Genomic DNA, 19727 nt, shown 5'->3' with positions numbered 1-19727 from the left:
TGATTCCGGGGATTCCAGGCCGTCTGGTCGGGACGGCAAACAGGGAGGCGGACGAAAGACGAGGAAGCGGCAGGCCGCGCCCGTGGCGCGCTGCCAGCTTCGACCGCGTTACGGGGCGACGCTGACCGGGCGCTTGATGTCGATTGACCGGCCCCAATCGTTGATGCTGCCGAACTCGACCGTTGCGCCCGCGGCCGGCGGGGCGGCGAGATTCTTGATCGGGAAGCGTTGCGTGCTTCGGGGCAGCACGTAACCCATGCCGGCGTCATGCTTGCGGCCGGCGACATTCAACAGGACGTTGCCGAAATTGACGGTGAACGGCGTCGGGTTGCTCGCCTCGAGCGCGTAGCCGCCATCGGCGCGAACCACGCGCCAGTCGAGCTGCATCGGCGCATCGTCGGCGCTGCCGGCCAGCCCGTCGGGGCGATACATGATCTTGATGCGGGAGCGGAACGCGAGCTGTATGCGGTTCCGGTTGTCATCCGTGGAGGCCTTCGGCGGTACTTCGAGCACGTTCAGCCAGAACAGCGATTCCCGATCGGCGGGAAGCGGCTCGCCGGTGTGCACGAGACGCAGCGTCTGGCCGTTGCCGGATTCCATTCGGAAGATCGACGGCGTCAGCGTGAACGGCACGTCGATGTTTTCAGGCAAGGCACTGCTATCGCCGTTGTCGAGCCATGCCTGCACCAGCGCCGGACGCTTGCTGTCGTTCGTGAGTTGGATCGTGACCTCGCGCTCGCTGGACGGGAAGATCACGCGCGTGCCGGCGATCACGACGCTTGCGTCGGCTTGCGACGCGAATGCGGTGACGGCCAGGGCCAGCGTACGGAAGAGCTTCAACAGTTTCATAAGCGTAGAGAGTCGGATCGTTGCAAGGAAGCGGACGGAAACGGCGGTTTCCGTACCGCGCGGCGCGACGGGACGGAGATCGCCGGGGCGGCGACCTCCGCGCTTTCGTCCTTACTGGTAGATCAGCGAGTACTCGACGCGCGAGTTGACGTCGCCAGCCTTCACGGCGCCGGAGGCGTAGTACTCGGCGAAGTAGTTCAGCTTCGCGTTGCCGTCGGCATCGATATCGACGAGTTGCGTGCTTGCACCGGTTTGGGCGCCGATGGGGACCAGTTTCTGTTGATCATCCAGCACGTTGATCTGCACGCCTTGCGCGGCCTTGTCACCCGAGTCGACCGTCAGGCGGCCGGTCGATTGATCGACGTTCGTGCCGTTTTCGAAGACGACGCCGACCTTCACCGGATTGTCGTCGCCGGTCGTGCAGCCCTTGAGCGCCAGCGAGAATGCACTGCGGCCGGCCACGGAGCCGACATCCGGGAGCGCCGTGGTGCTGACCGGCGGCAGCGGGACGGTGAAGTCCGATCCGCCCTCGACGCTGCAGGTCGACGCGATGACTTTGCCGACGAAGTTGACGGTGCCGTCTGCCGCGTGGGCCGTGGACGAAAAGGCTGCGCCGGCTGCGACGAGGAGAAAAGGAATTGCGCTGCGCTTGAGGTTTTTCATATTTAAAGCTCCAAATAAAGTTCGACGTTGGAAAGCGCGTATTGAATTTAAATCTCTGAATGACGCGTTTCGGATTGAATTATGCGGATTTAGTAATGATTTTGTAATGTGACTGGTACGAATCGATTACGATTTCAGCTAGTACAAGTACTAAGTTGTTTGCTGCCGGAGACAGCATTCAGCGGGAAGGGGCGTGGGAGCTGGAGGGCGGGACATGCGCGCCCTCGCCATCGAAAGCGGTCGATGTGTCGATTTCGTCGGTCGCGCCATTCGATATGGGCGATCACCGCTGCGGGTTCGCTATTCGTCCGCGGTTATTCGTTATTCGAGATGGATCGAAGCGGAGGGAAGCGGGAATGGCCGGCCGGCGGAGGGCGCCGCGGCCGGCATGCCGCGTTGCGGTCGCGGCACGTCATGCGCCGTTCGCGCGTGCGAACGGTCGCGTTGTCGTCGGGCGCGTGTCAGGCCGCGGACGCGTCGACTGCCGGGTCGAGCCGGCGGTAGCCCTCGGTCGCGCGCAGCAGCGTGCGCGTGTAGTCGCGTGCGACCTGTCCGGCGCGGACGTCCTCGATTCGCAGCTGCTCGACGATCTCGCCATGCTGCATCACGGCGATACGCTGGCACAGGAAGCCGATCACCGCGAGGTTGTGGCTGACGAGGATCATCGTCAGGTTGCGTTCGCGATGCAGGCGGCGCAGCAGGTTCAGGATCTCGGCCTGCACCGACACGTCGAGCGCGGACGTCGGCTCGTCGAGCAGCAGCACGCGCGGCTCGACGATCAGCGCGCGCGCGATCGCGACGCGCTGCCGCTGGCCCCCCGACAGCTGGTGCGGATAGCGGAACCGGAACGCGGGGCCGAGGCCGACCTCGGACAGCGCGCGGGCGATGCGCGCATCGGTGTCGCCGATGGCGTGGATCGACAGCGGCTCGCGCAGCGTCTGGTCGACCGTGAAGCGCGGATGCAGCGATGCGTACGGATCCTGGAACACCATCTGCACGTGGCGACGGAAGGCGCGATCGGGCGTGCCGCCCACCGGCCGGCCGTCGATCGACAGGCTGCCGGACGCGAGCGGCACGAGGCCCGTCAGCGCGCGCAGCAGCGTCGACTTGCCGGAGCCCGATTCGCCGACGAGCCCGAACACCTCGCCGTCGCGCACGGCGAAGCTCGCATCGCGCACGGCGTCGACGTGACCGGTGCGGGTGGGGAAACGGATCGATGCGTGATCGACGTCGATCATCGTGCTGCCTCCTGTCGATCGGCAGGCGTGCCGCCATGCGACGCGGGTTCGAGCCACGCCGGATCGCGCCGCAGCACGGGCAGTTCGTCCGGCGGGTTCGCGAGCGGCGGGTTCGCTGCGAGCAGCCCGCGCGTATAGGGATGGGATGCGTCGCGCAGGTCGCGCGCGGCGCAGGTTTCGACCACGCGGCCGGCATACATCACCGCGACGCGATCGCAGAACGACATCACGAGCGGCAGGTCGTGGCTGATGAACATCAGGCCCGTGTCATGCCGCGCGATCATCGCGTCGAGCACCGCGAGCACCTGCATCGATACGGCGACATCGAGCGCGGACGTCGGTTCGTCGGCGATCAGCAGGCGCGGGCCGGTCGACACCATCATCGCGATCATCACGCGCTGGCCCATGCCGCCCGACAGCTCGTGCGGATACGCATCGGCGACGCGCGCCGGGTCGCGGATCTGCACGGCCGCGAGCGCGTCGACGATCCGTTCGCGCAGCGCGCGGCCGCGCAGGCCCGGCTCGTGCAGCCGGAATGCCTCGCCCATCTGCTTCGCGACCGTCATCACCGGGTTCAGCGAATATTTCGGGTCCTGCAGGATCATGCCCATCTGGCTGCCGCACAGCCGCCGGCGTTCACCCGGCGGCATCGCGAGCAGGTCGTGGCCCGCGAAGCGCATCGTGCGTGCCGACCAGCGCGCGGCGTCGGGCAGCAGGCCGAGCAGCGCCCGGCCCGTCAGCGATTTGCCGGAGCCCGATTCGCCGACGATGCCGAGCCGCTCGCCGGGGGCGAGCGTCAGCGACAGGTCGCGCACGGCATCGGTGACGGTGCCGTCGTGGCCGCGAAAGCCGATCGTCAGGCCGTCGATCTCGCAGAGCGGCGCGGACGAGGGGGCGGGATGCATCGGCATGTCACGCTCCATGGCGGGGATCGAAGACGTCGCGCAGCCCGTCGCCGAGCAGGTTGAACGCGAGGCTCACGAGCAGGATCGCGCAGCCGGGCAGCGTCGCAACCCACCATGCGTCGAGCAGCACGTTGCGGCCCGACGCGACCATGAAACCCCATTCGGGGCTCGGCGGCTGCGCGCCGAGGCCGAGGAAGCCGAGGCCCGCGACGGTCAGGATGATGCCGGCCATGTCGAGCGTCGCGCGCACGATCACCGACGACATGCACAGCGGCATGATGTAGCGCAGCAGGATCCGCGGGCCCGACGCGCCTTGCAGGCGCGCGGCGTGGATGAAGTCGGCCTGCGCGATGCGGATCGTCTCCGCGCGCGCGAGCCGCGCATAGGCGGGCCACGCGGTGATCGAGATCGCGACGACCGCGTTGATCACGCCCGGCCCGAGCGCGGCGGCGAACGCGAGTGCGAGCACGATCTTCGGGAACGCGAGCGCGATGTCGGTGATGCGCATCAGCACGCTGTCGACGAAGCCGCCGCAGTAGCCGGCCGTCGTGCCGATCAGGAGGCCGATCGGCACGACGATCACGACGACGAGGATGGCGATGCCGAGCGTGAGGCGCGAACCGGCGATCAACCGCGAAAGGATGTCGCGGCCGAGCTGGTCGGTGCCGAACCAGTGCGACGGCGAGCCGGGCGGCAGCAGGCGGTCGGACAGCACCTGGCGCAGCGGATCGTGCGGCATGATCAGCGGGCCGACGATCGCGACGACGATCAGTGTGACCAGGATCGCGAGTCCGAACAGGTTGAGCGGGTTGGTGGCGAAACGACGCCAGCGTCGGTACGCGAGGCCGAGTGCGGCCTGCGAGCGCGATGCGGGCGCGTCGGACAGCAGCCACGCGCGCAGCGTGAGGCGCTCGGCGTTCATGATCGGAGGACCTTCGGCATGGGCGATGAAAGAAGCGGAGTGGAAGCGGTCATGTCGAGTCGGCGCCTCAGCGCGCACGCGGATCGAACACGCGGTACAGCGCGTCGGTCAGCAGGTTGACGGTGATGAACATCGCGCCGATCACGAGCGTCGCGCCGAGCACCGCGTTCATGTCGGCGTTCAGCAGCGCGCCGGTCAGGTACGAGCCGAGCCCGGGCCACGCGAACACGATCTCGGTCAGCACCGAGCCTTCGAGCAGGTTGCTGTACGTGAGCGCGATCACGGTGAGCAGCGGCACCATGATGTTGCCGAACGCATGCCGCCAGATCACGCGCCGTTCCGACAAGCCCTTCGCGCGCGCGGTGACGATGTATTCCTGGCTCAGCTGGTCGAGCATGAACGAGCGCGTCATGCGGCTCAGGTAGGCGACCGAGTAGTAGCCGAGGATCGCGGCCGGCAGCGCGATGTGCGACACCGCGTTGCGGAACACGTCCCACTCGCCCGCGAGCGCCGCGTCGATCAGCAGGCTGCCCGTGCGCGTGTCGACCATCCCGTCGTACACGGGATCGAGCCGGCCGGGCCCGCCGACCCAGTGCAGCCGCGCGTAGAACAGCAGCAGCCCCATCAGGCCGAGCCAGAACACCGGCACCGAATTGCCGATCAGCCCGACGAAGCGCGCGATATGGTCGATCGGCCGGTTGTGCTTCACGGCGGCCGCGACACCGAGCGGCACGCCGATCGCGATGCCGATCAGCGTCGCGATCGTCGCCAGTTCGAGCGTGGCCGGGAACACGCGCTTGATGTCGTCGAGCACGGGGTTCGCGGTCAGCAGCGACATGCCGAGATTGCCGTGCAGCACGTCGCGCGCGTAGATCAGGAATTGCGTGACGAGCGGCTTGTCGAGGCCGAGCGCAATGCGTTCGGCCGCGTACGCCTCGGCCGACGCGCGATCGCCGAGGATCGCGAGCACGGGATCGATCGGCACCTTGCGGCCGATCACGAACGTCAGCGCGAGCAGCCCCGCGAACGTGACGGCGAGCGTGAGCGCCCAGCGCAGCACGCGCAGGGCCCAGCGCACGGCCGGGCGTCGCGCGGGCAGCGTGCGCAGTGCTTCGAGGGAGGAGGCGGGAGTCGACATGCGGCGAATCTTATTGCTTCTTCAGGTTGCGGTACGACACGAGATCGTTGATCGGCCCGACTTCGAGCCCGCTCACGCCGGGCCGCGTCGCGACCTGTGCGACTTTCTCGAACATGATCACGAACGGCGAGCGCGCGAGCATGTCCTTCTGCATCGCCTGGTACCGTTGCGCGCGTTTCGCGGCAGTCGGTTCGGCGAGCGCCGTATCGGTTTCCTTCGTCAGTTGCGGGATGTCCCAGCTGTTGCGCCAGGCCAGCATTTTATAGCTCGACTTGTCGGAATTGTCCGGATTCCACGCAAAACCCTGCGCGTTGCTGTGAGGATCGATGTAGTCGGCCGACCATTCGCCGATGTAGATGTCGTGCTGGCGCGCACGGTATTTCGCGAGTGTCTGCTTGTTGTCGCCGGGTATCAACTGCACCTTGATGCCGGCTTGCGCGAAGTTCGCCTGCACGGCCTGCGCGATTTCGGTGTACGGATAATCGTTGCGCACGTCCATCGTCACCGAAAAGCCGTTCGGCACGCCGGCCTTCGCGAGCAGCGCCTTCGCCTTCGCGACGTCGAGCTTGTACGGGTTCGCGTTCAGCGTGCCGAGGAAGCCTTCGGGCAGGAAGGTCTGGTGGACCTTGTAGGTCGTCTTCACCACGTTGCCCTGGATGCCCGCATAGTCGACCAACCACTTCAGCGCTTCCTGTACGTCCGGTTTCGCGAGCGTCGGGTTCTTCGTGTTCAGGCCGAGATACAGCAGCGTCGCCTGCGGCGAGGCCGACACCTTCGCCTTGCCGGATTTCACGACCGACGCCAGATCGTCGGGGCTCAGGTCGCGCGCCGCGTCGACATCGCCGTTTTCCAGCAGCAGGCGCTGGCTCGCGGCTTCGGGCACGTGGCGCAGCACGATGCGCTTCATCGCGAGCGGCAGACGGTAGCCATCGAAGCGCTGCAGCACGACGCTGTCGCCGGCCGTCCATTTCACGAGCTTGTAGCCGCCGGAGCCGGCTTCGTTGGTCTTCAGCCACGCGTTGCCGAAGTCGTTTCCCTGCTGGTGCGACAGCAGCAGCTTCTTGTCGACCACCGATGCGGGCCACGAGCCGAGCACGTTCAGCACGAAGGTCGGTGCGTATTTCTGATCGGTCGTGACCGATACCGTCAGGTCGTCGAGCTTCTTCACGTTGGCAACGACGTTCGCCTTCGTGAGCCCGATGCCGGTCAGCACGGCGGCCGGGCCCTTGTCGAGCAGCACCGCGCGCTGGATCGACCAGGCGACGTCGTCGGCCGTCAGCGGGTTGCCCGAGTGGAACTTGAGGCCGGGGCGCAGCTTGAACGTGTAGGTCAGCCCGTCGGTGCTCACCGTCCACGACTGCGCGACGTCGCCGTTGAATTTCGACGGGTCGCGCAGGTCGACGCGCACGAGGCGGTCGTACGTGTTCGCGACGTATTCCTCCGGCACCAGCTCGTAGATCTCGCCCGGGTCCAGCGTCGTGAATTCGTCGAGCAGCGTGGCCATCACGAACATGTCCTTCGGCGTTTCCGCGCGCGCGGCGGAAAGCGGAACGGCGGCGAGAACGGACGCGGCGGCCAGCGCCGCGACGAGCCGGGATGTCAGGAAATTCATGGTCGCTCCATCGGTTGTCGAACGTGAACGGGAAGGGGGACGTGCATCACATCAGGTGCCACGGGCCGCTGTCGGCATTGTCGATCTGCGGCAACGCGCGTGAGCCCGGCAATTCGTAGTGCCACCATTCGCTGTCGATGTGCGCGAAGCCGGCCGCGTGCATCACGCCGAGCAGCAGCAGGCGATTGCGCTGCACGGCTTGCGGCAGCCCCGCGTGGAAGTGGCCGGAGGCGGCGACCATCTCGTCGAAGCCGGTGCCCATGTCGAGCGGTTCGCCGTCCGCGCCGACGAGTGTCAGGTCGAGCGCGGTGCCGCGGCTGTGATTCGAGCCGCGGCCGAGATCGGCGATGAAATTCGGATCGGGCAGGAAATCCCACAGCACCTGCTGCGCCTGCGGCGGCCGGTACGCGTCGTAGATGCGCAGCGTGAAGCCGGCTTGGGCCGCGATGTTCACCGCGCGGCGCAGTGCGGCTTCGGCCGGCGCCAGCAGCAGGCAGTGCGCGTGGCGGTAGATCGGCTTGCCGGTCAGGTTGCGGTCGGTCGCGTAGACGAGATCGATGTCGACGCGATGCGTGACAGGCGTGATTTCAACGAGGCGGTGAGCGTTCATCGGCGGCTCGGAAGGCATTCGCATTCAGGATTCGAATTGATCGAACGTGTGCTGCAGTTCGCGGTTGCGCGCGATGCGCCGGTCGATCGCCGGGCCGAGGCGGTCGACCACGGCCGTGATCAGCAGGTTGAACAGGCAGGTGAGCGGCGCGAGCGAATCCCAGAACTGGCCGACGTCGGTCTTCACCTGCAACAGGTCGGCCGGCCAGTCGCGCGCCCACGGGCACGAGAGATCGGTGACCAGCGCGAACGGCTGCCCGCGCTCGGCGGCCGCCTGGCAATAGCGGCGCGCGCTGCGCGAATACGCGCGCGTGTCGGTGACGATGCAGTACGGCCGCTCGAATTCCGAGTTCAGCGAATCGACGTACGAGCCCGACTGACCATCGGAATAGAACACGCGCGGGCGCAAGTACTCGAGGTAGCTGCTGAACGCGTTGCTGATCCCGCGCGTCGACTGGATGCCGAGGATGAACACGGCGTCCGCATGCGCGATCCGGTCGGCCACCTGCGCGAACACGGGGCCTTCGGCGAGCCGGTACACGTGGCGGATCGCATCGAGCTCGCGCTCGAGCGACGACGCGAGCGGGCCTGCACCGTCGTTGCCGCCGGCTCCGGCCGGTGGCGTCCCGGAGATGCGGCGGTATTCGTCGAGCCGGTCGGTGATCATCCACGGGCGGTCGCCGCCGCCGCGCAGCTCGCGCTTCAGGTCGTCGAGGTTGCGGTAGCCGACGCTGCGCAGGAATCGCCCGACCGAGATGCCGCTGGTGCCGGCCTGCTGCGCGATCTGGTCGGCCGTCTCGAGCCCGAGCCGGTCGAGGTTCGCGAGCATGTAGCTCGCGATGCGCTTGGCTGTCGGCGTCAGCTCGGCATAGCGGGATTCGACGGTACGGGCAAACGCGCAGGTCATCGGCTGTTAGATCGTTGTCGTCTGGTGATCGAATGTCATCCATCTAACAAAGCCAAAATCATTCGCGCCAGCGGATAAAAACTATGGTGTGAGGGTAGGTGATAGGGTCGAAAGGGTGATCGGCGGATGGGAGGGGCAGGCGGGGCAATTATTCCTGTCAGGCATAAACGCAAAATATGCCTGACAGGAATAATTGGCGGGCTATCAATCATTACAAAATTAAAACAGATCAGATTTACTCATTAATTCAGGTTAATAATTCATTTAAGTTTTAACGGGAATTGTATTTAACTTGCGTCACGGGATGTTCGATTTTCGATAATCCGAAAAACGGCATGTGTTCCGTAATGGAAATTCGCTCAATCTCAAGAATGAAGAGGAAAGCATGACGAATCTTTCTCGACGCAAGATGCTGGCGGGAACGGCCGGTGCCATTGCCGCCGCGGGTATCGCCGTATCGGCCAAGGCTGCCTCGTTCGGCAATCCGGACCGCCCGCCGGAAGGCGCGGTGAATGCGCGCAACCGCCAGAGCCTGACCGACCCGGGGCCCAAAAATCCGGCAATTGCCAATCAATTTCCGTCGTTTCAGGATCCGCCGGCTACCGATATCAATGGGATGCCATTATTCTGGGCGTCATTCAATAATGCGCATAAACGTATTCAAAATGGCGGATGGGCACGTGAAGTCACGCAGGACGATTTTGCGATTTCCGAAACCATATCCGGCGTCAACATGCGCCTCACCCGCGGCGGCATTCGCGAGATGCACTGGCACCAGCAGGCCGAGTGGGCCATCATGCTCGACGGCCGCTGCCGGATCACGGTGCTCGACGAACTCGGCCGGCCATCGGTGCAGGACGTGAAGACCGGCGATCTCTGGTATTTCCCGCCCGGCCTGCCGCATTCTCTGCAGGGCATCGGCACCGACGGCGCCGAATTCCTGCTCGCGTTCGATAACGGCCGCGCGTCCGAATTCAACACGCTGCTGCTGACCGACTGGATCGCGCACACGCCGCCCGACGTGCTCGCACTCAACTTCGGCGTACCGGCCGACGCGTTCAGGAACATCCCGCTCGACAACCTGTGGATCTTTCAGGGCGACGAACCGGGCCCCCTGGCGGAAGCGCAGCGCGCATCGGCATCGTCGGCCGGGGCGCCGCCGCATCCGTTCATCTTCTCGCTCGGCGACATGAAGCCGGTCAGGAAGACCCGCGGCGGCGAAGTGCGGATCGCGGACAGCACGAACTTCAACGTGTCGACCACGGTCGCAGCGGCGCTCGTCACCGTGCATCCGGGCGGCATGCGCGAGCTGCACTGGCATCCGAACGCGGACGAATGGCAGTACTACCTGCAGGGCGACGCACGGATGACCGTGTTCGACACGGGGCCGAAGGCGCAGACGGCCGACTTCCGTGCGGGCGACGTCGGCTACGTGAAGAAGAGCCTCGGGCACTACGTGCAGAACACCGGCAGCACCGATCTGGTGTTCCTCGAGATCTTCAAGACCGACCGCTATGCGGAAGTGTCGCTGTCCGACTGGCTCGCGCATACGCCGCCGCAGCTCGTCGAAGCACACCTGAACGTCGCGCCGGACGTGATCGCGCAGTTTCCGCGCAACCGTCCCGACGTCGTGCCGCTGTAACGCCGCCGCCGCCGCCGCCGCCGTAGCCGTGGCCGGCAGGCGGCATGCCGGCCACGGCGCCCAAACTTCAGGAAGCCTTCCTCATTCGAACGGAACCTCACCATGATTCCCGTCACGAGCAAACCTGCCGGCGGCTTCGCGCTGCCGGACCTGCCCACCGGGCACACCGACGGCGCGGCGCGCGCCGCGCTGGAAGGCCGCCGCACCGGCGTCGCCGCGCTGCTGCCGTTCGTCGGCCCGGCCGTGATCGCGTCGATCGGCTACATGGACCCCGGCAACTTCGCGACCAACATCCAGGCCGGCGCCGCATACGGCTACCGGCTGCTGTGGGTCGTGCTGGCCGCGAACGCGATCGCGATGCTGTTCCAGGCGATGTCGGCGAAGCTCGGCATCGTGACCGGCCGCAATCTCGCGGAGCTGTGCCGCGACCGCTTTCCCGCGCCGGTCGTGTGGGGCATGTGGGTCGCGTCCGAGATCGCCGCGATGGCGACCGACCTCGCCGAATTCCTCGGCGGCGCGCTCGCATTCGGGCTGTTGTGCCACCTGTCGCTGTTCACGGGGATGATCGCGACGGGGCTCGCGACCGGCGCGATCCTCGCGCTCGAAAAGCGCGGCTTCCGGCCGCTGGAAGCCGCGATCGCGGCGCTGGTCGGCGTGATCGGCGCGTGCTATCTCGGCGAGTTGCTGATCGCGCCGCAAGATTGGCATGCGGCCGCGTTTCACCTGGTCGTCCCGCAGATTCCGGATCACGCGGCGCTGACGATCGCGGTGGGGATCATCGGCGCCACGATCATGCCGCACACGCTGTATCTGCATTCGGGTCTCACGCAGGATCGCAACGCGCCGCGCGACGACGCGGAGCGGCGGCGGCTCGTGCGTTTCTCGAACCGCGAGGTCGTCGTTGCGCTCGGGCTGGCCGGGTTCGTGAATCTCGCGATGGTGATGATGGCGTCGTCGGCGTTTCACGCGAGCGCGCCGGGCATGACCGACATCGGCGACGCGTATCACACGCTGATCCCGGTGCTCGGGCCGGCGGCCGGCGCGCTGTTTCTCATCGCGCTGCTGACGTCGGGCGTGTCGAGTTCGGTGGTGGGCACGATGGCCGGGCAGGTCGTGATGCAGGGCTTCATCCACCGCCGCATGCCGGTCTGGGTGCGGCGCGCGGTGACGGTCGTGCCCGCATTCGCGGTGGTCGCGCTCGGCTGCGACGTCACGCGCGCGATGGTCGTGAGCCAGGTCGTGCTGAGTTTCGTGCTGCCGCTGCCGATGATCGCGCTGCTGTTGCTGTCGGCGCGCGCGGACGTGATGGGTGCCTATGCGATGCGACTGCCGATGCGGATCGTCGCCGGTGCGGCGACGGTCGTGATCGTCGGGTTGAATGCGTACCTGGTGTGGGCGGCCTTCAATTGAACGGCCGCGGGCCGGCAGTTTACTGCTGCATGTCCGGCGCCTCGCGCAGCCGCCAGATCACGTTGCACTGCTGGCCGCCGAGGCTCGTCGAGCGCAGCGTGATGACGGTGCCGGCCACGACCTGATACCAGAAATGCGCCATCAGTTCGGTGCCCTTGCGCTGCGGTTGCCCGTCGACCAGCACTTCGCACAGCAGCGGCGACGGCGAGCCGGATGGATGCGTGACGTAGACGTTCAGCCGCGCGATGTCGCGGGTCGCGGTGAGCACGATTTCGTGATTCCCGCTGCCGATCAGCATCGTGCCGCCGGGTTCGTCGATCGCCTGCAGGTGGGCGCCGGCGCTTTCCTCGACCGCCGCAGCCGCGACGGTCAGCCCGGCCGAGCGCACGTAGCCGGTCGCCGCGATGCGCGCGGCAACCGCGTCGGATTGCACCGGCGTGCCGTCCGACAGCGCGAACGGCATGCCGTCGCGCAATGCGGCGTCGGCGTGGTTCGCGTAGTAGCGCCACCGGTCGAGGAAGCGGATATCGCCGGTCATGTGCAGCGCGCGGATCGGCTCGCCGTGATACCGGAGCGTCGTCGTGCCGGTGCTTGCATCGAACGCTTCGTGAATGCCGTACTTGCTGACGAAGTTCTGGACGGGATCGAGCAGCGCCGTTTCACCCTGTGCGCTCCACAGGTGCAGGAAGGTCGTATCGATTCCGAAGCATTCCTGGAAATCGGTGCCGATGCGCGCGATGCAGTCGCGCAGGTGGCCGGCGTAGCGTGTCCAGGCATCGGCGGTCCCGGCCACGAGCCCGGCCTGCAACGCGCCGCCGTGGCGTGCGGAGACTTCGTCGACGACGAGACGCCAGTGATGGTCGCGCCGCTCGCCGATCAGCGGCGTGACGACGAACGTGCAGAACAGCGGGTCGGGGCACGCGTGGATCCGGTCGTCGCCGATCTGCGAGAACAGGTCGAACCCCGGCGCGCAGAACCAGATGTCGGCGTCGTACAGCGCGAGCTTGCGGATCTGCGGGTTGCGGGCGCAATACTCGGCGGCCTCGATGAAGCGCCCGACCGGCAGCGCATACGTGCCCGATGCTTCGATCACGTCGACCGACTGGCTCGCCAGGATCTGCCGCTTGCGTTCGGAGAGGCCGTAGCCGATCACCGCGATCCGGCCGTCGTAGCCGCTGTGCCGCAGCGACAGCAGGAACGGCACGAGCATTTCGTACCAGGCGCGATTGTTGTCGTTGATCGCCACGCATACCGCGTGCTCGCTCGAATGCATGTTCGTTCCCCGGTGTGCGTGCCCGACTCAGTAGCCGACGTGGCGCTCGCAGACGACCGCGCCGCAGCCGCGGCTGTCGTGATACGTAATATGAAACTGCTTGTTGTCCCACAGCCATTGGAACACGGCCTGGTACACGCCGGCCGTGGTCATGTCGTGCAGCACGATCTTCTTGCGTGCCAGCGGGCCGAAGCGGTTCAGTTCGGCGAGCGTCTGCTCGTACGTATGCGTGGTGTCGATGAACAGCAGGTCGGATGCCAGCGGCTCCATCGCCAGATCGTCGGCGATCCTGAATTCGAAGTCGACCGACAGGTCCCTCGCGGCCTGCTCCAGCTCGTGCCGGATGCGGAAGTGCTCGTCGGAGATGTCGACCGACACGAGTCGCTTCGGTTGCGCGAGCATGAAGGCCGTCGTGGTCAGCCCGGTAAACACGCCGAGCTCGAGGATGGTGTCGCACGCGATCGCCGTTTCCGTATAGAAGTCGAAGCGGGAAGGGCTGTCGCCGAGCCAGCCGATCGGTTCGATCCTGTACTGCAGGAACTCCAGTCTCAGTTGTTGTAGCGTGCGCATCCTGTTTTCCTTCGCGAAGCGACTTCGGTGGTGGGGGTCATCGCCGGAACCCGCCGGCCCCCCACGGCGCCGGCCATTGTAGATCGCCGGCCGTCGCCCGGCACGGCGCCGGCGCGTCGGTCGCGACGATTACCCGCGCGCCGGCAGGGCCGCCCGCGCGGGCCGCCCCGATTACTTCGCGAGCGTGCGGTATGACACGAGGTCGTTGATCGGCCCGATTTCCGGCCCGGTCACGCCGGGGCGCGTCGCGACCTGCACGACCTTCTCGAACATGATGATGAACGGCGAATTCGCGAGCACGGCCTTCTGCAGCGCTTCGTAACGCTGCGCGCGCTTCGCGGGCGACGGCTCGACGAGCGCGGCCTCGGTGTCCTTCGTCAGTTGCGGAATGTCCCAGCTGTTGCGCCACGCGAGCATCTTCGTCGGCGACTGGTCGGAGTTGTCCGGATTCCACGCGAAGCCGCGGGCATTGCTGTTCGGGTCCATGTAGTCGGGCGACCACTCGCCGACGAAGATGTCGTGCTGGCGCGCGCGATACTTGCCGATCGCCTGCTTCGCATCGCCCGGAATCAGCTTCACGCGGATGCCGCCCTGCGCGAAGTTCGCCTGCAGCGCCTGCGCGATCTCGAGGTACGGATAGTCGTTCGGCATGTCCATCGTCACGTCGAAGCCGTTCGGCAAGCCGGCCTTGGCGAGCAGCGCTTTCGCCTTTGCGACGTCCTGCTTGTACGGCCGCGCGTTCGACGCGCCGAGGAAGCCTTCGGGCAGGAAGGTTTCATGCACCTTGTAGGTCGTGCTGACGATGTTGCGCTGGATGCCGTCGTAGTCGACGAGCCATTTCATTGCCTGCTGCACCTCGGGTTTCGCGAGATTCGGGTTCTTCGTGTTCAGGCTCAGGTACAGCAGTGCGGACACCGGCCATGACGTGACCTTGATCTTGCCGGCCTTCGTCAGCGCGGCGAGGCTGTCGGGGCTCAGGTTGCGCGCGGCGTCGGCGTCGCCGTTCTCCAGCAGCAGCCGTTGCGCGGATGCTTCGGGCACGTGACGCAGCACGATGCGCTTCATCGGGTACGGCGTGCGGTATTTCTCGAAGCGCTGCAGCACGATGGTCTCGTTCGGCGTCCACTTGACGAGCTGGTACGGGCCCGAGCCCGCGTCGTTGGTCCGCAGCCACGCGCTGCCTAGATCGTTGCCTTGCTGATGCGACAGCAGCAGCTTCTTGTCGAAGACCGATGCCGGGCACGCGCTCAGCACGTTGAGCACGAAGCTCGGCGCGTACTTGCGGTCGGTTTCGAGCACGACGGTCTGCGGATCGACCACGCGCACCTTCTGCATCACGTTCGCTTTCGTGAGGCCCAGATCGGCGAGCACGCCGGCCGGCCCCTTGTCGAGCAGGATGGTGCGCTGCAGCGACCACGCGACGTCGTCGGCGGTCACCGGGTTGCCGGAATGGAACGTGAGGCCGGGGCGCAGCTTGAACGTGTAGGTCACGCCGTCGGCGCCGACCGTCCACGATTGCGCGATCTGCCCGTCGAAGCGCGTCGGGTCCTTCAGGTCGACGCGCACCAGGCGTTCGTAGGTGTTCGCGACGTATTCGGACGGCACCAGCTCGTAGATCCCGCTCGGGTCGAGGGTCGTGAATTCGCCGAGCTGCGTGGCGACGACGAAGATGCCGGGCGGCGTGGCCGCCTGCGCCGGCAATGCCGGAACAAGCGCGACGAGCGCGGCGCTGACGAACAGGCGGGACAGCAGGTGCTTCATGCGGGCTCCGTTGAAAGGGAATCGTGGGTGCGATTCTCTCATCGACGGCTGCCCGGATGAAAATATTCGGCGTGCGCGCCGGCGGGGAGGCGCGCAGCCGCGAGCCGGGCGGGCGCCCGGCATCGGCAGGTTCGAATCAGATCGCGCAGCGCGCGACCGCGAAGCGCATCGCTTCCTCGGCCGGCTCGTTGCCCGAGCCGCGCACGACCTTGATGACCGAACCGTTGCCCGACGGCGTGAGCGTGACGAAGTACGAGTTCGAGCCGATGGCGATGTCGGTCACGCCGTTGTGTTGCGATTGCTCGGTGCCCGACAGGCGGCTGTCGAGGCAGTTGGCGATCGCGTAGGCCGGACGTTGCGACGACACGTAGATCATCGGCGCTGCGCCGGAGGCGGAGCCCGAGTCGGACGAGGGCGCGGAACCGCAGGCGGCGAGCAGGGCGGCGGGAAGGAGCAGCAGGAATCGTTTCATGATGGGTCGTCGGGTGTCTCGTATCGAGGCTGGGGCGCGGGGTAGGCGAAACGCGAAGCTTCGCGACGAAACCGCCCGGAATCGGGCCTTTTTTGACGGACGACGATGCGACAGGCGGCTGACGACGGAGTATACCCGCAGCGTTTGACGGCGTTGGCGCGTTGAAACGATTCGATACACAACAAGCACCCGCTACCGCATCGCGGCAGCGGGCGTTTCAGATGACGGCGAATGGGCACTTGCCGATGTTGTCGATCTTATTGGCCGATCTGGTGGCTGACCGCATTTTCCTGCTGGTTCAGCACGTGCTTTTCGCTCTTCGTGATGTGGCTGTGATCCTGCGCAGCCATGTCCCGCTCTTCCCGGCGGATCTTGCGGTCGTCACGATGCAGGCGCGCGGCCTCGGCGTGCGACATTTCGCCTTCCTTCACTTCGTGATGGATTCGGCGATTCTGGTTGGCGAGGCGCTGGTTGACCTCTTCGCGGCGCGGATGCGCCTGTTGCCACGGCGTATCGGCGAACGCGGTACCGGTCAGCACCGACATCAGGGTGGCAGCAATCGCAAGATGGCGGGCAAGGGTTCGCATGGTGTTTTCTCCTGTCGTTGCGCGTCCGGATCGCGGGCGCTTGTCCAAAGAACGCGGAGCGGGCACCGGCTGTTGACGTTTCGGCCTGTATCGATTGCAAGTCTTTATTACGTCGGCGCGTTGCGGCGCGGGCCCCGACGCGTGCGGTACGGGGCCCGGCCGTTGCACGTGCGGATCAATGCGCGCCGGCCGCCGCCGCATCGGCATCGCCGCCGCCCGAACGCGTCGGCTTCGTGATCCAGATCAGCGGAATGATCGCGACGAAGATGATCGCCGACACGTAGAAGATGTCGTTCAACCCCATCACGGCCGCCTGCGAATCGACGGAGGCGTTGAAGAACGCGAGTGCCGAATCGGGGCTCAGGTGCAGCAGCGAACGGGACGTGTCGAGCTGTTGCGTGAAGACCGGGTTGGTGACGCTCGCCTGTTCGGTGAGCCGCACGTGATGCAGGATCGTGCGGTCGTTCCATGCGTTGCTGATCAGCGACGTGCCCACCGCGCCGCAGAACGTGCGGCCGAAATTCGACAGGCCGGCGGCGGCCGGGATCTTTTCCGGCGGCAGCCCGGACAGGATGATCGACGTCAGCGGCACGAAGAACATCGCCATCGGGATGCCCTGCAGCAGCGTCGGCAAAATGAGATCCCAGCGCGACACGTCGGTATAGAAGGTCGTGCGCATCATGAACACGACCGCGAAGCCGACGAACGCGAGCGTCGCGATGTAGCGCGGATCGGTGCGCGGCAGCAGGCGCCCCATGACCGGCGTGAGCAGGATCGCGAACACGCCGAGCGGCGCGGTGGCGAGCCCGGAATCGACCGCGCGGTAGCCGAGATAGCCCTGCATCCATTGCGGCAGCAGCACCAGCGTGCCGAAGAACATCCCGTACGCGACCGAGATCGCGATCGTGCCGCCCGCGAAATTGCGCTGCGTGAACAGGCGCAGATCGACGATCGGATTGGCTTCGTAGAGCTCCCACACGAGGAAGAACGCGAAGCCGATCAGCGCGACGACGCCGAGCGCGACCACGACGGGCGAGTTGAACCAGTCGAGATCCTTGCCCTTGTCGAGCATGATCTGCAGCGAGGCGACCCACAGCACGAGCAGCAACAGGCCGATCGTATCGATCGGCATGCGTTTCGTGGCCGATTCGCGGTCGCGGAACACGATCCACGTGACGGCGGCCGCGAAGAAGCCGACCGGGATGTTGATGTAGAAGATCCACGACCAGTTGTAGTCGTACGTGATCCAGCCGCCGAGCGACGGCCCCGCGATCGGGCCGACGAGCGCCGTCATCGACCACAGCGCCAGCGCGCTCGACGATTTCTGCCGTGGCCACGCGCCGAGCAGCAGCGCCTGCGACAGCGGTGCGAGCGGCCCGGCGACCGCGCCTTGCAGGATCCGTGCGGCGAGCAGTGTCGGCAGGTTCGGCGCGATCCCGCACAGCCACGACGCGAACACGAACAGCAGGATCGACGTGACGAACAGGCGCACCTGGCCGAAGCGCTGCGTGAGCCAGCCGGTCAACGGAATCGACACCGCGTTCGCGGCCGCGAAGATCGTGATCACCCACGTGCCTTCGTCGACCGACACGCCGAGGTCGCCCGAGATCGTCGGAATGGCGACGTTCGCGATCGACGAGTCGAGTACGTTCATGAACATCGCGAGCGATACCGCGATCGTGCCGATCGCGAGGCGGCCGCCCGATAACGGGGCTGAAGATGACGGAGAGGACATGGGTTTCCTGCGTAAGGAGCGTAAGGGGCGGAACGGACGCGACCCGTTGCGGCGGGCACGCGGCCGCATACGCGCGCGCGAAGGCGACGCACGGACGGCGCGGCTGCTGAACGGAAGGGAGCACGGCGCGCGCGACGCGGCCCCGCAGAGGGGGCCGACGCGTGCGACGTGCTGCGCGATCGAATGTACGAAGCCGTGGCGGGCTTCGGGAGGCGGAATGCTGCCGGTCAGGAAGGCGGGACGCGCGTGACGCGCCTGCGGGCAGCGCTCAGGCGGCTGCCGTCGCGAATGGAATGGTTTTGCATCGCGACAGGCTAACGATGGGGCGAGCCGCCATCAACACGGGCCGACTCATTAATCGATTTCGCTTGCTGCAATAATCGGTGTGCGAACCGTGCGGGTCAGGGAGCGGTGCGCCAATCGTCGAACACTTCAACGAGGAATTCGACGAACGCGCGCACCTTGCTGTCGAGCGTCGCGCGCCGCGGATACAGCACGTGCAGCTCGACGTCGTCGGTCCGGTGCCAGTCGGGCAGCACGATTTCGAGCTCGTTCCGCTCGAGCCGGCGGGCCGTGTAGTGCGTCGAAGCCAGCGCGATGCCGCCGCCGCTCGCGGCCTGGCGCAGCACCGTCACCGATTCGTTGGTGATCAGCACCGGCCGCACCGGCACGTCGGCCACTTCGCCGGCCGCGTTGGTGAGCCGCAGCGTCAAGCCGGGCGCGTCGCGGCCGACGAGCAGCAGGTCGTGCTGCGCGAGATCCTGCGGCGTGGCGGGCCGCCCGGCGCGGTCCAGATAGGCGGGGCTCGCGGCGAGCTTCGCCTGCGACCAGCCCAGTGAGCGCGCGATGTAGCTGGAGTCGGTCAGCACGCCCGCGCGCAGCGCCACGTCGAAGCCGTGTTCGACGAGATCGAGCGGGTTGTTGTCGTAGATCAGCACGAGCTGGACGAGCGGGTAGCGCCGGCGAAACTCCGCGAGCGCCGGCTCCAGTTCGAACAGGCCGATCGAGTAGGGCACCAGCACGCGCAGCATGCCCTCCGGCGCCGTGCGCAGCGCCCGCGCCTGGCGGTCGGCGTCGAGCAGGATGTCCTCGGCGCGCAGGCAGCGCTCGTAGTAGTCGCGTCCGGCCTCGGTGACGGAGACGCGGCGCGTGGTGCGGTACAGCAACTGGACGCCGAGGTCGTCCTCGAGCTGCTTGACCTTGCGGCTCACGCGGCTGAGCGGCATGTCGAGGTGCGTGGCGGCGGCGGTGAAGTTGCCGCGCTCGACCACGCGCAGGAATATCCGGATGCTTTCGAAGTCCATACGGGTTGCTTCAGTGTTCGACCTGCGCGCATCTTACCTGCGCAGGCCGAATCGCTTCGTGCGGCGGCGATTATCCTGCCCGGTGCAATAACGCATCCTGTCCGCGGCTCTTAGTGGCGGCGGCACGCCC

General features: G+C 66.5%; 18 protein-coding genes. 2 read left to right on the top strand and 16 right to left on the bottom strand.

The window, feature by feature from the left end:
- Nucleotides 1-108: 108 nt before the first annotated feature.
- The 9 genes from C5O79_RS36065 to C5O79_RS36025 all read right to left on the bottom strand — a co-directional run bounded on the left by C5O79_RS36065 (nucleotide 109) and on the right by C5O79_RS36025 (nucleotide 8843).
- Complete coding sequence (locus C5O79_RS36065; protein WP_122476173.1) at nucleotides 109-849, bottom strand: fimbria/pilus periplasmic chaperone; 741 nt, start codon at nucleotides 847-849, stop codon at nucleotides 109-111.
- A 111-nt stretch (nucleotides 850-960) separates the two neighbouring features.
- A complete protein-coding gene (locus C5O79_RS36060; RefSeq protein WP_046548074.1) occupies nucleotides 961-1512 on the bottom strand; it encodes a fimbrial protein in 552 nt (183 codons plus the stop codon).
- 461 nt (nucleotides 1513-1973) lie between these two features.
- Nucleotides 1974-2750, bottom strand: a complete 777-nt coding sequence (locus C5O79_RS36055; RefSeq protein ID WP_047849783.1) for an ABC transporter ATP-binding protein — start codon at nucleotides 2748-2750, stop codon at nucleotides 1974-1976.
- On the bottom strand, nucleotides 2747-3661 hold the full coding sequence (locus C5O79_RS36050; RefSeq protein WP_131932239.1) for an ABC transporter ATP-binding protein: 915 nt from the start codon (nucleotides 3659-3661) through the stop codon (nucleotides 2747-2749). Before C5O79_RS36050 ends, C5O79_RS36055 begins: the two co-directional genes overlap by 4 nt.
- 1 nt (nucleotide 3662) lies before the next feature.
- A complete protein-coding gene (nikC, locus tag C5O79_RS36045; RefSeq protein WP_046548071.1) occupies nucleotides 3663-4577 on the bottom strand; it encodes a nickel transporter permease in 915 nt (304 codons plus the stop codon).
- A gap of 67 nt (nucleotides 4578-4644) precedes the next feature.
- Complete coding sequence (locus tag C5O79_RS36040; protein ID WP_046548070.1) at nucleotides 4645-5715, bottom strand: ABC transporter permease; 1071 nt, start codon at nucleotides 5713-5715, stop codon at nucleotides 4645-4647.
- A gap of 10 nt (nucleotides 5716-5725) precedes the next feature.
- Complete coding sequence (locus C5O79_RS36035) at nucleotides 5726-7327, bottom strand: ABC transporter substrate-binding protein (RefSeq protein WP_039352914.1); 1602 nt, start codon at nucleotides 7325-7327, stop codon at nucleotides 5726-5728.
- Between the two features lie 46 nt (nucleotides 7328-7373).
- A complete protein-coding gene (gene ddpX / locus C5O79_RS36030) occupies nucleotides 7374-7937 on the bottom strand; it encodes a D-alanyl-D-alanine dipeptidase (RefSeq protein ID WP_047851034.1) in 564 nt (187 codons plus the stop codon).
- A gap of 24 nt (nucleotides 7938-7961) precedes the next feature.
- On the bottom strand, nucleotides 7962-8843 hold the full coding sequence (locus tag C5O79_RS36025) for a MurR/RpiR family transcriptional regulator (protein WP_131932237.1): 882 nt from the start codon (nucleotides 8841-8843) through the stop codon (nucleotides 7962-7964).
- A gap of 385 nt (nucleotides 8844-9228) precedes the next feature.
- On the opposite strand from C5O79_RS36025, the gene C5O79_RS36020 reads away from it, so the two are divergent.
- Both C5O79_RS36020 and C5O79_RS36015 read left to right on the top strand, forming a co-directional pair.
- Complete coding sequence (locus C5O79_RS36020) at nucleotides 9229-10485, top strand: oxalate decarboxylase family bicupin (RefSeq protein ID WP_124493618.1); 1257 nt, start codon at nucleotides 9229-9231, stop codon at nucleotides 10483-10485.
- A gap of 102 nt (nucleotides 10486-10587) precedes the next feature.
- Nucleotides 10588-11895, top strand: coding sequence for an Nramp family divalent metal transporter (locus C5O79_RS36015; protein ID WP_124618375.1), 1308 nt, complete (start codon nucleotides 10588-10590; stop codon nucleotides 11893-11895).
- Between the two features lie 19 nt (nucleotides 11896-11914).
- Here C5O79_RS36015 and C5O79_RS36010 read toward each other — a convergent pair whose 3' ends face one another.
- The 7 genes from C5O79_RS36010 to C5O79_RS35980 form a co-directional block, all read right to left on the bottom strand.
- The gene (locus C5O79_RS36010) at nucleotides 11915-13168 is read right to left on the bottom strand and encodes a hypothetical protein (protein ID WP_131932234.1); all 1254 of its coding nucleotides are present in this window, start codon (nucleotides 13166-13168) and stop codon (nucleotides 11915-11917) included.
- A 27-nt stretch (nucleotides 13169-13195) separates the two neighbouring features.
- A complete protein-coding gene (locus C5O79_RS36005; RefSeq protein WP_131932232.1) occupies nucleotides 13196-13738 on the bottom strand; it encodes a class I SAM-dependent methyltransferase in 543 nt (180 codons plus the stop codon).
- 171 nt (nucleotides 13739-13909) lie between these two features.
- Nucleotides 13910-15499: an ABC transporter substrate-binding protein gene (locus C5O79_RS36000; protein WP_124618377.1), complete on the bottom strand. Its 1590-nt coding sequence runs from the start codon at nucleotides 15497-15499 to the stop codon at nucleotides 13910-13912.
- Nucleotides 15500-15635: 136 nt separating this feature from the next.
- Nucleotides 15636-15971, bottom strand: coding sequence for a sugar ABC transporter ATPase (locus tag C5O79_RS35995; protein ID WP_046548060.1), 336 nt, complete (start codon nucleotides 15969-15971; stop codon nucleotides 15636-15638).
- A 257-nt stretch (nucleotides 15972-16228) separates the two neighbouring features.
- Nucleotides 16229-16558 (bottom strand): hypothetical protein, encoded by a 330-nt coding sequence (locus C5O79_RS35990; RefSeq protein WP_047849789.1) that lies wholly within the window; start codon nucleotides 16556-16558, stop codon nucleotides 16229-16231.
- Between the two features lie 175 nt (nucleotides 16559-16733).
- A complete protein-coding gene (locus C5O79_RS35985) occupies nucleotides 16734-18293 on the bottom strand; it encodes a DHA2 family efflux MFS transporter permease subunit (RefSeq protein WP_047849790.1) in 1560 nt (519 codons plus the stop codon).
- 401 nt (nucleotides 18294-18694) lie between these two features.
- Nucleotides 18695-19597 carry a LysR family transcriptional regulator gene (locus C5O79_RS35980; protein ID WP_046548057.1) on the bottom strand — a complete coding sequence of 301 codons (903 nt, stop codon included), beginning with the start codon at nucleotides 19595-19597 and terminating at the stop codon, nucleotides 18695-18697.
- Nucleotides 19598-19727 lie beyond the last annotated feature (130 nt).

It is taken from the genome of Burkholderia sp. SRS-25, from assembly GCF_004343765.1.
GTDB lineage: Bacteria > Pseudomonadota > Gammaproteobacteria > Burkholderiales > Burkholderiaceae > Burkholderia > Burkholderia contaminans.
Note: the sequence above shows the minus strand (reverse complement) of the source record. Positions and strands in the feature narration are given on the sequence as shown.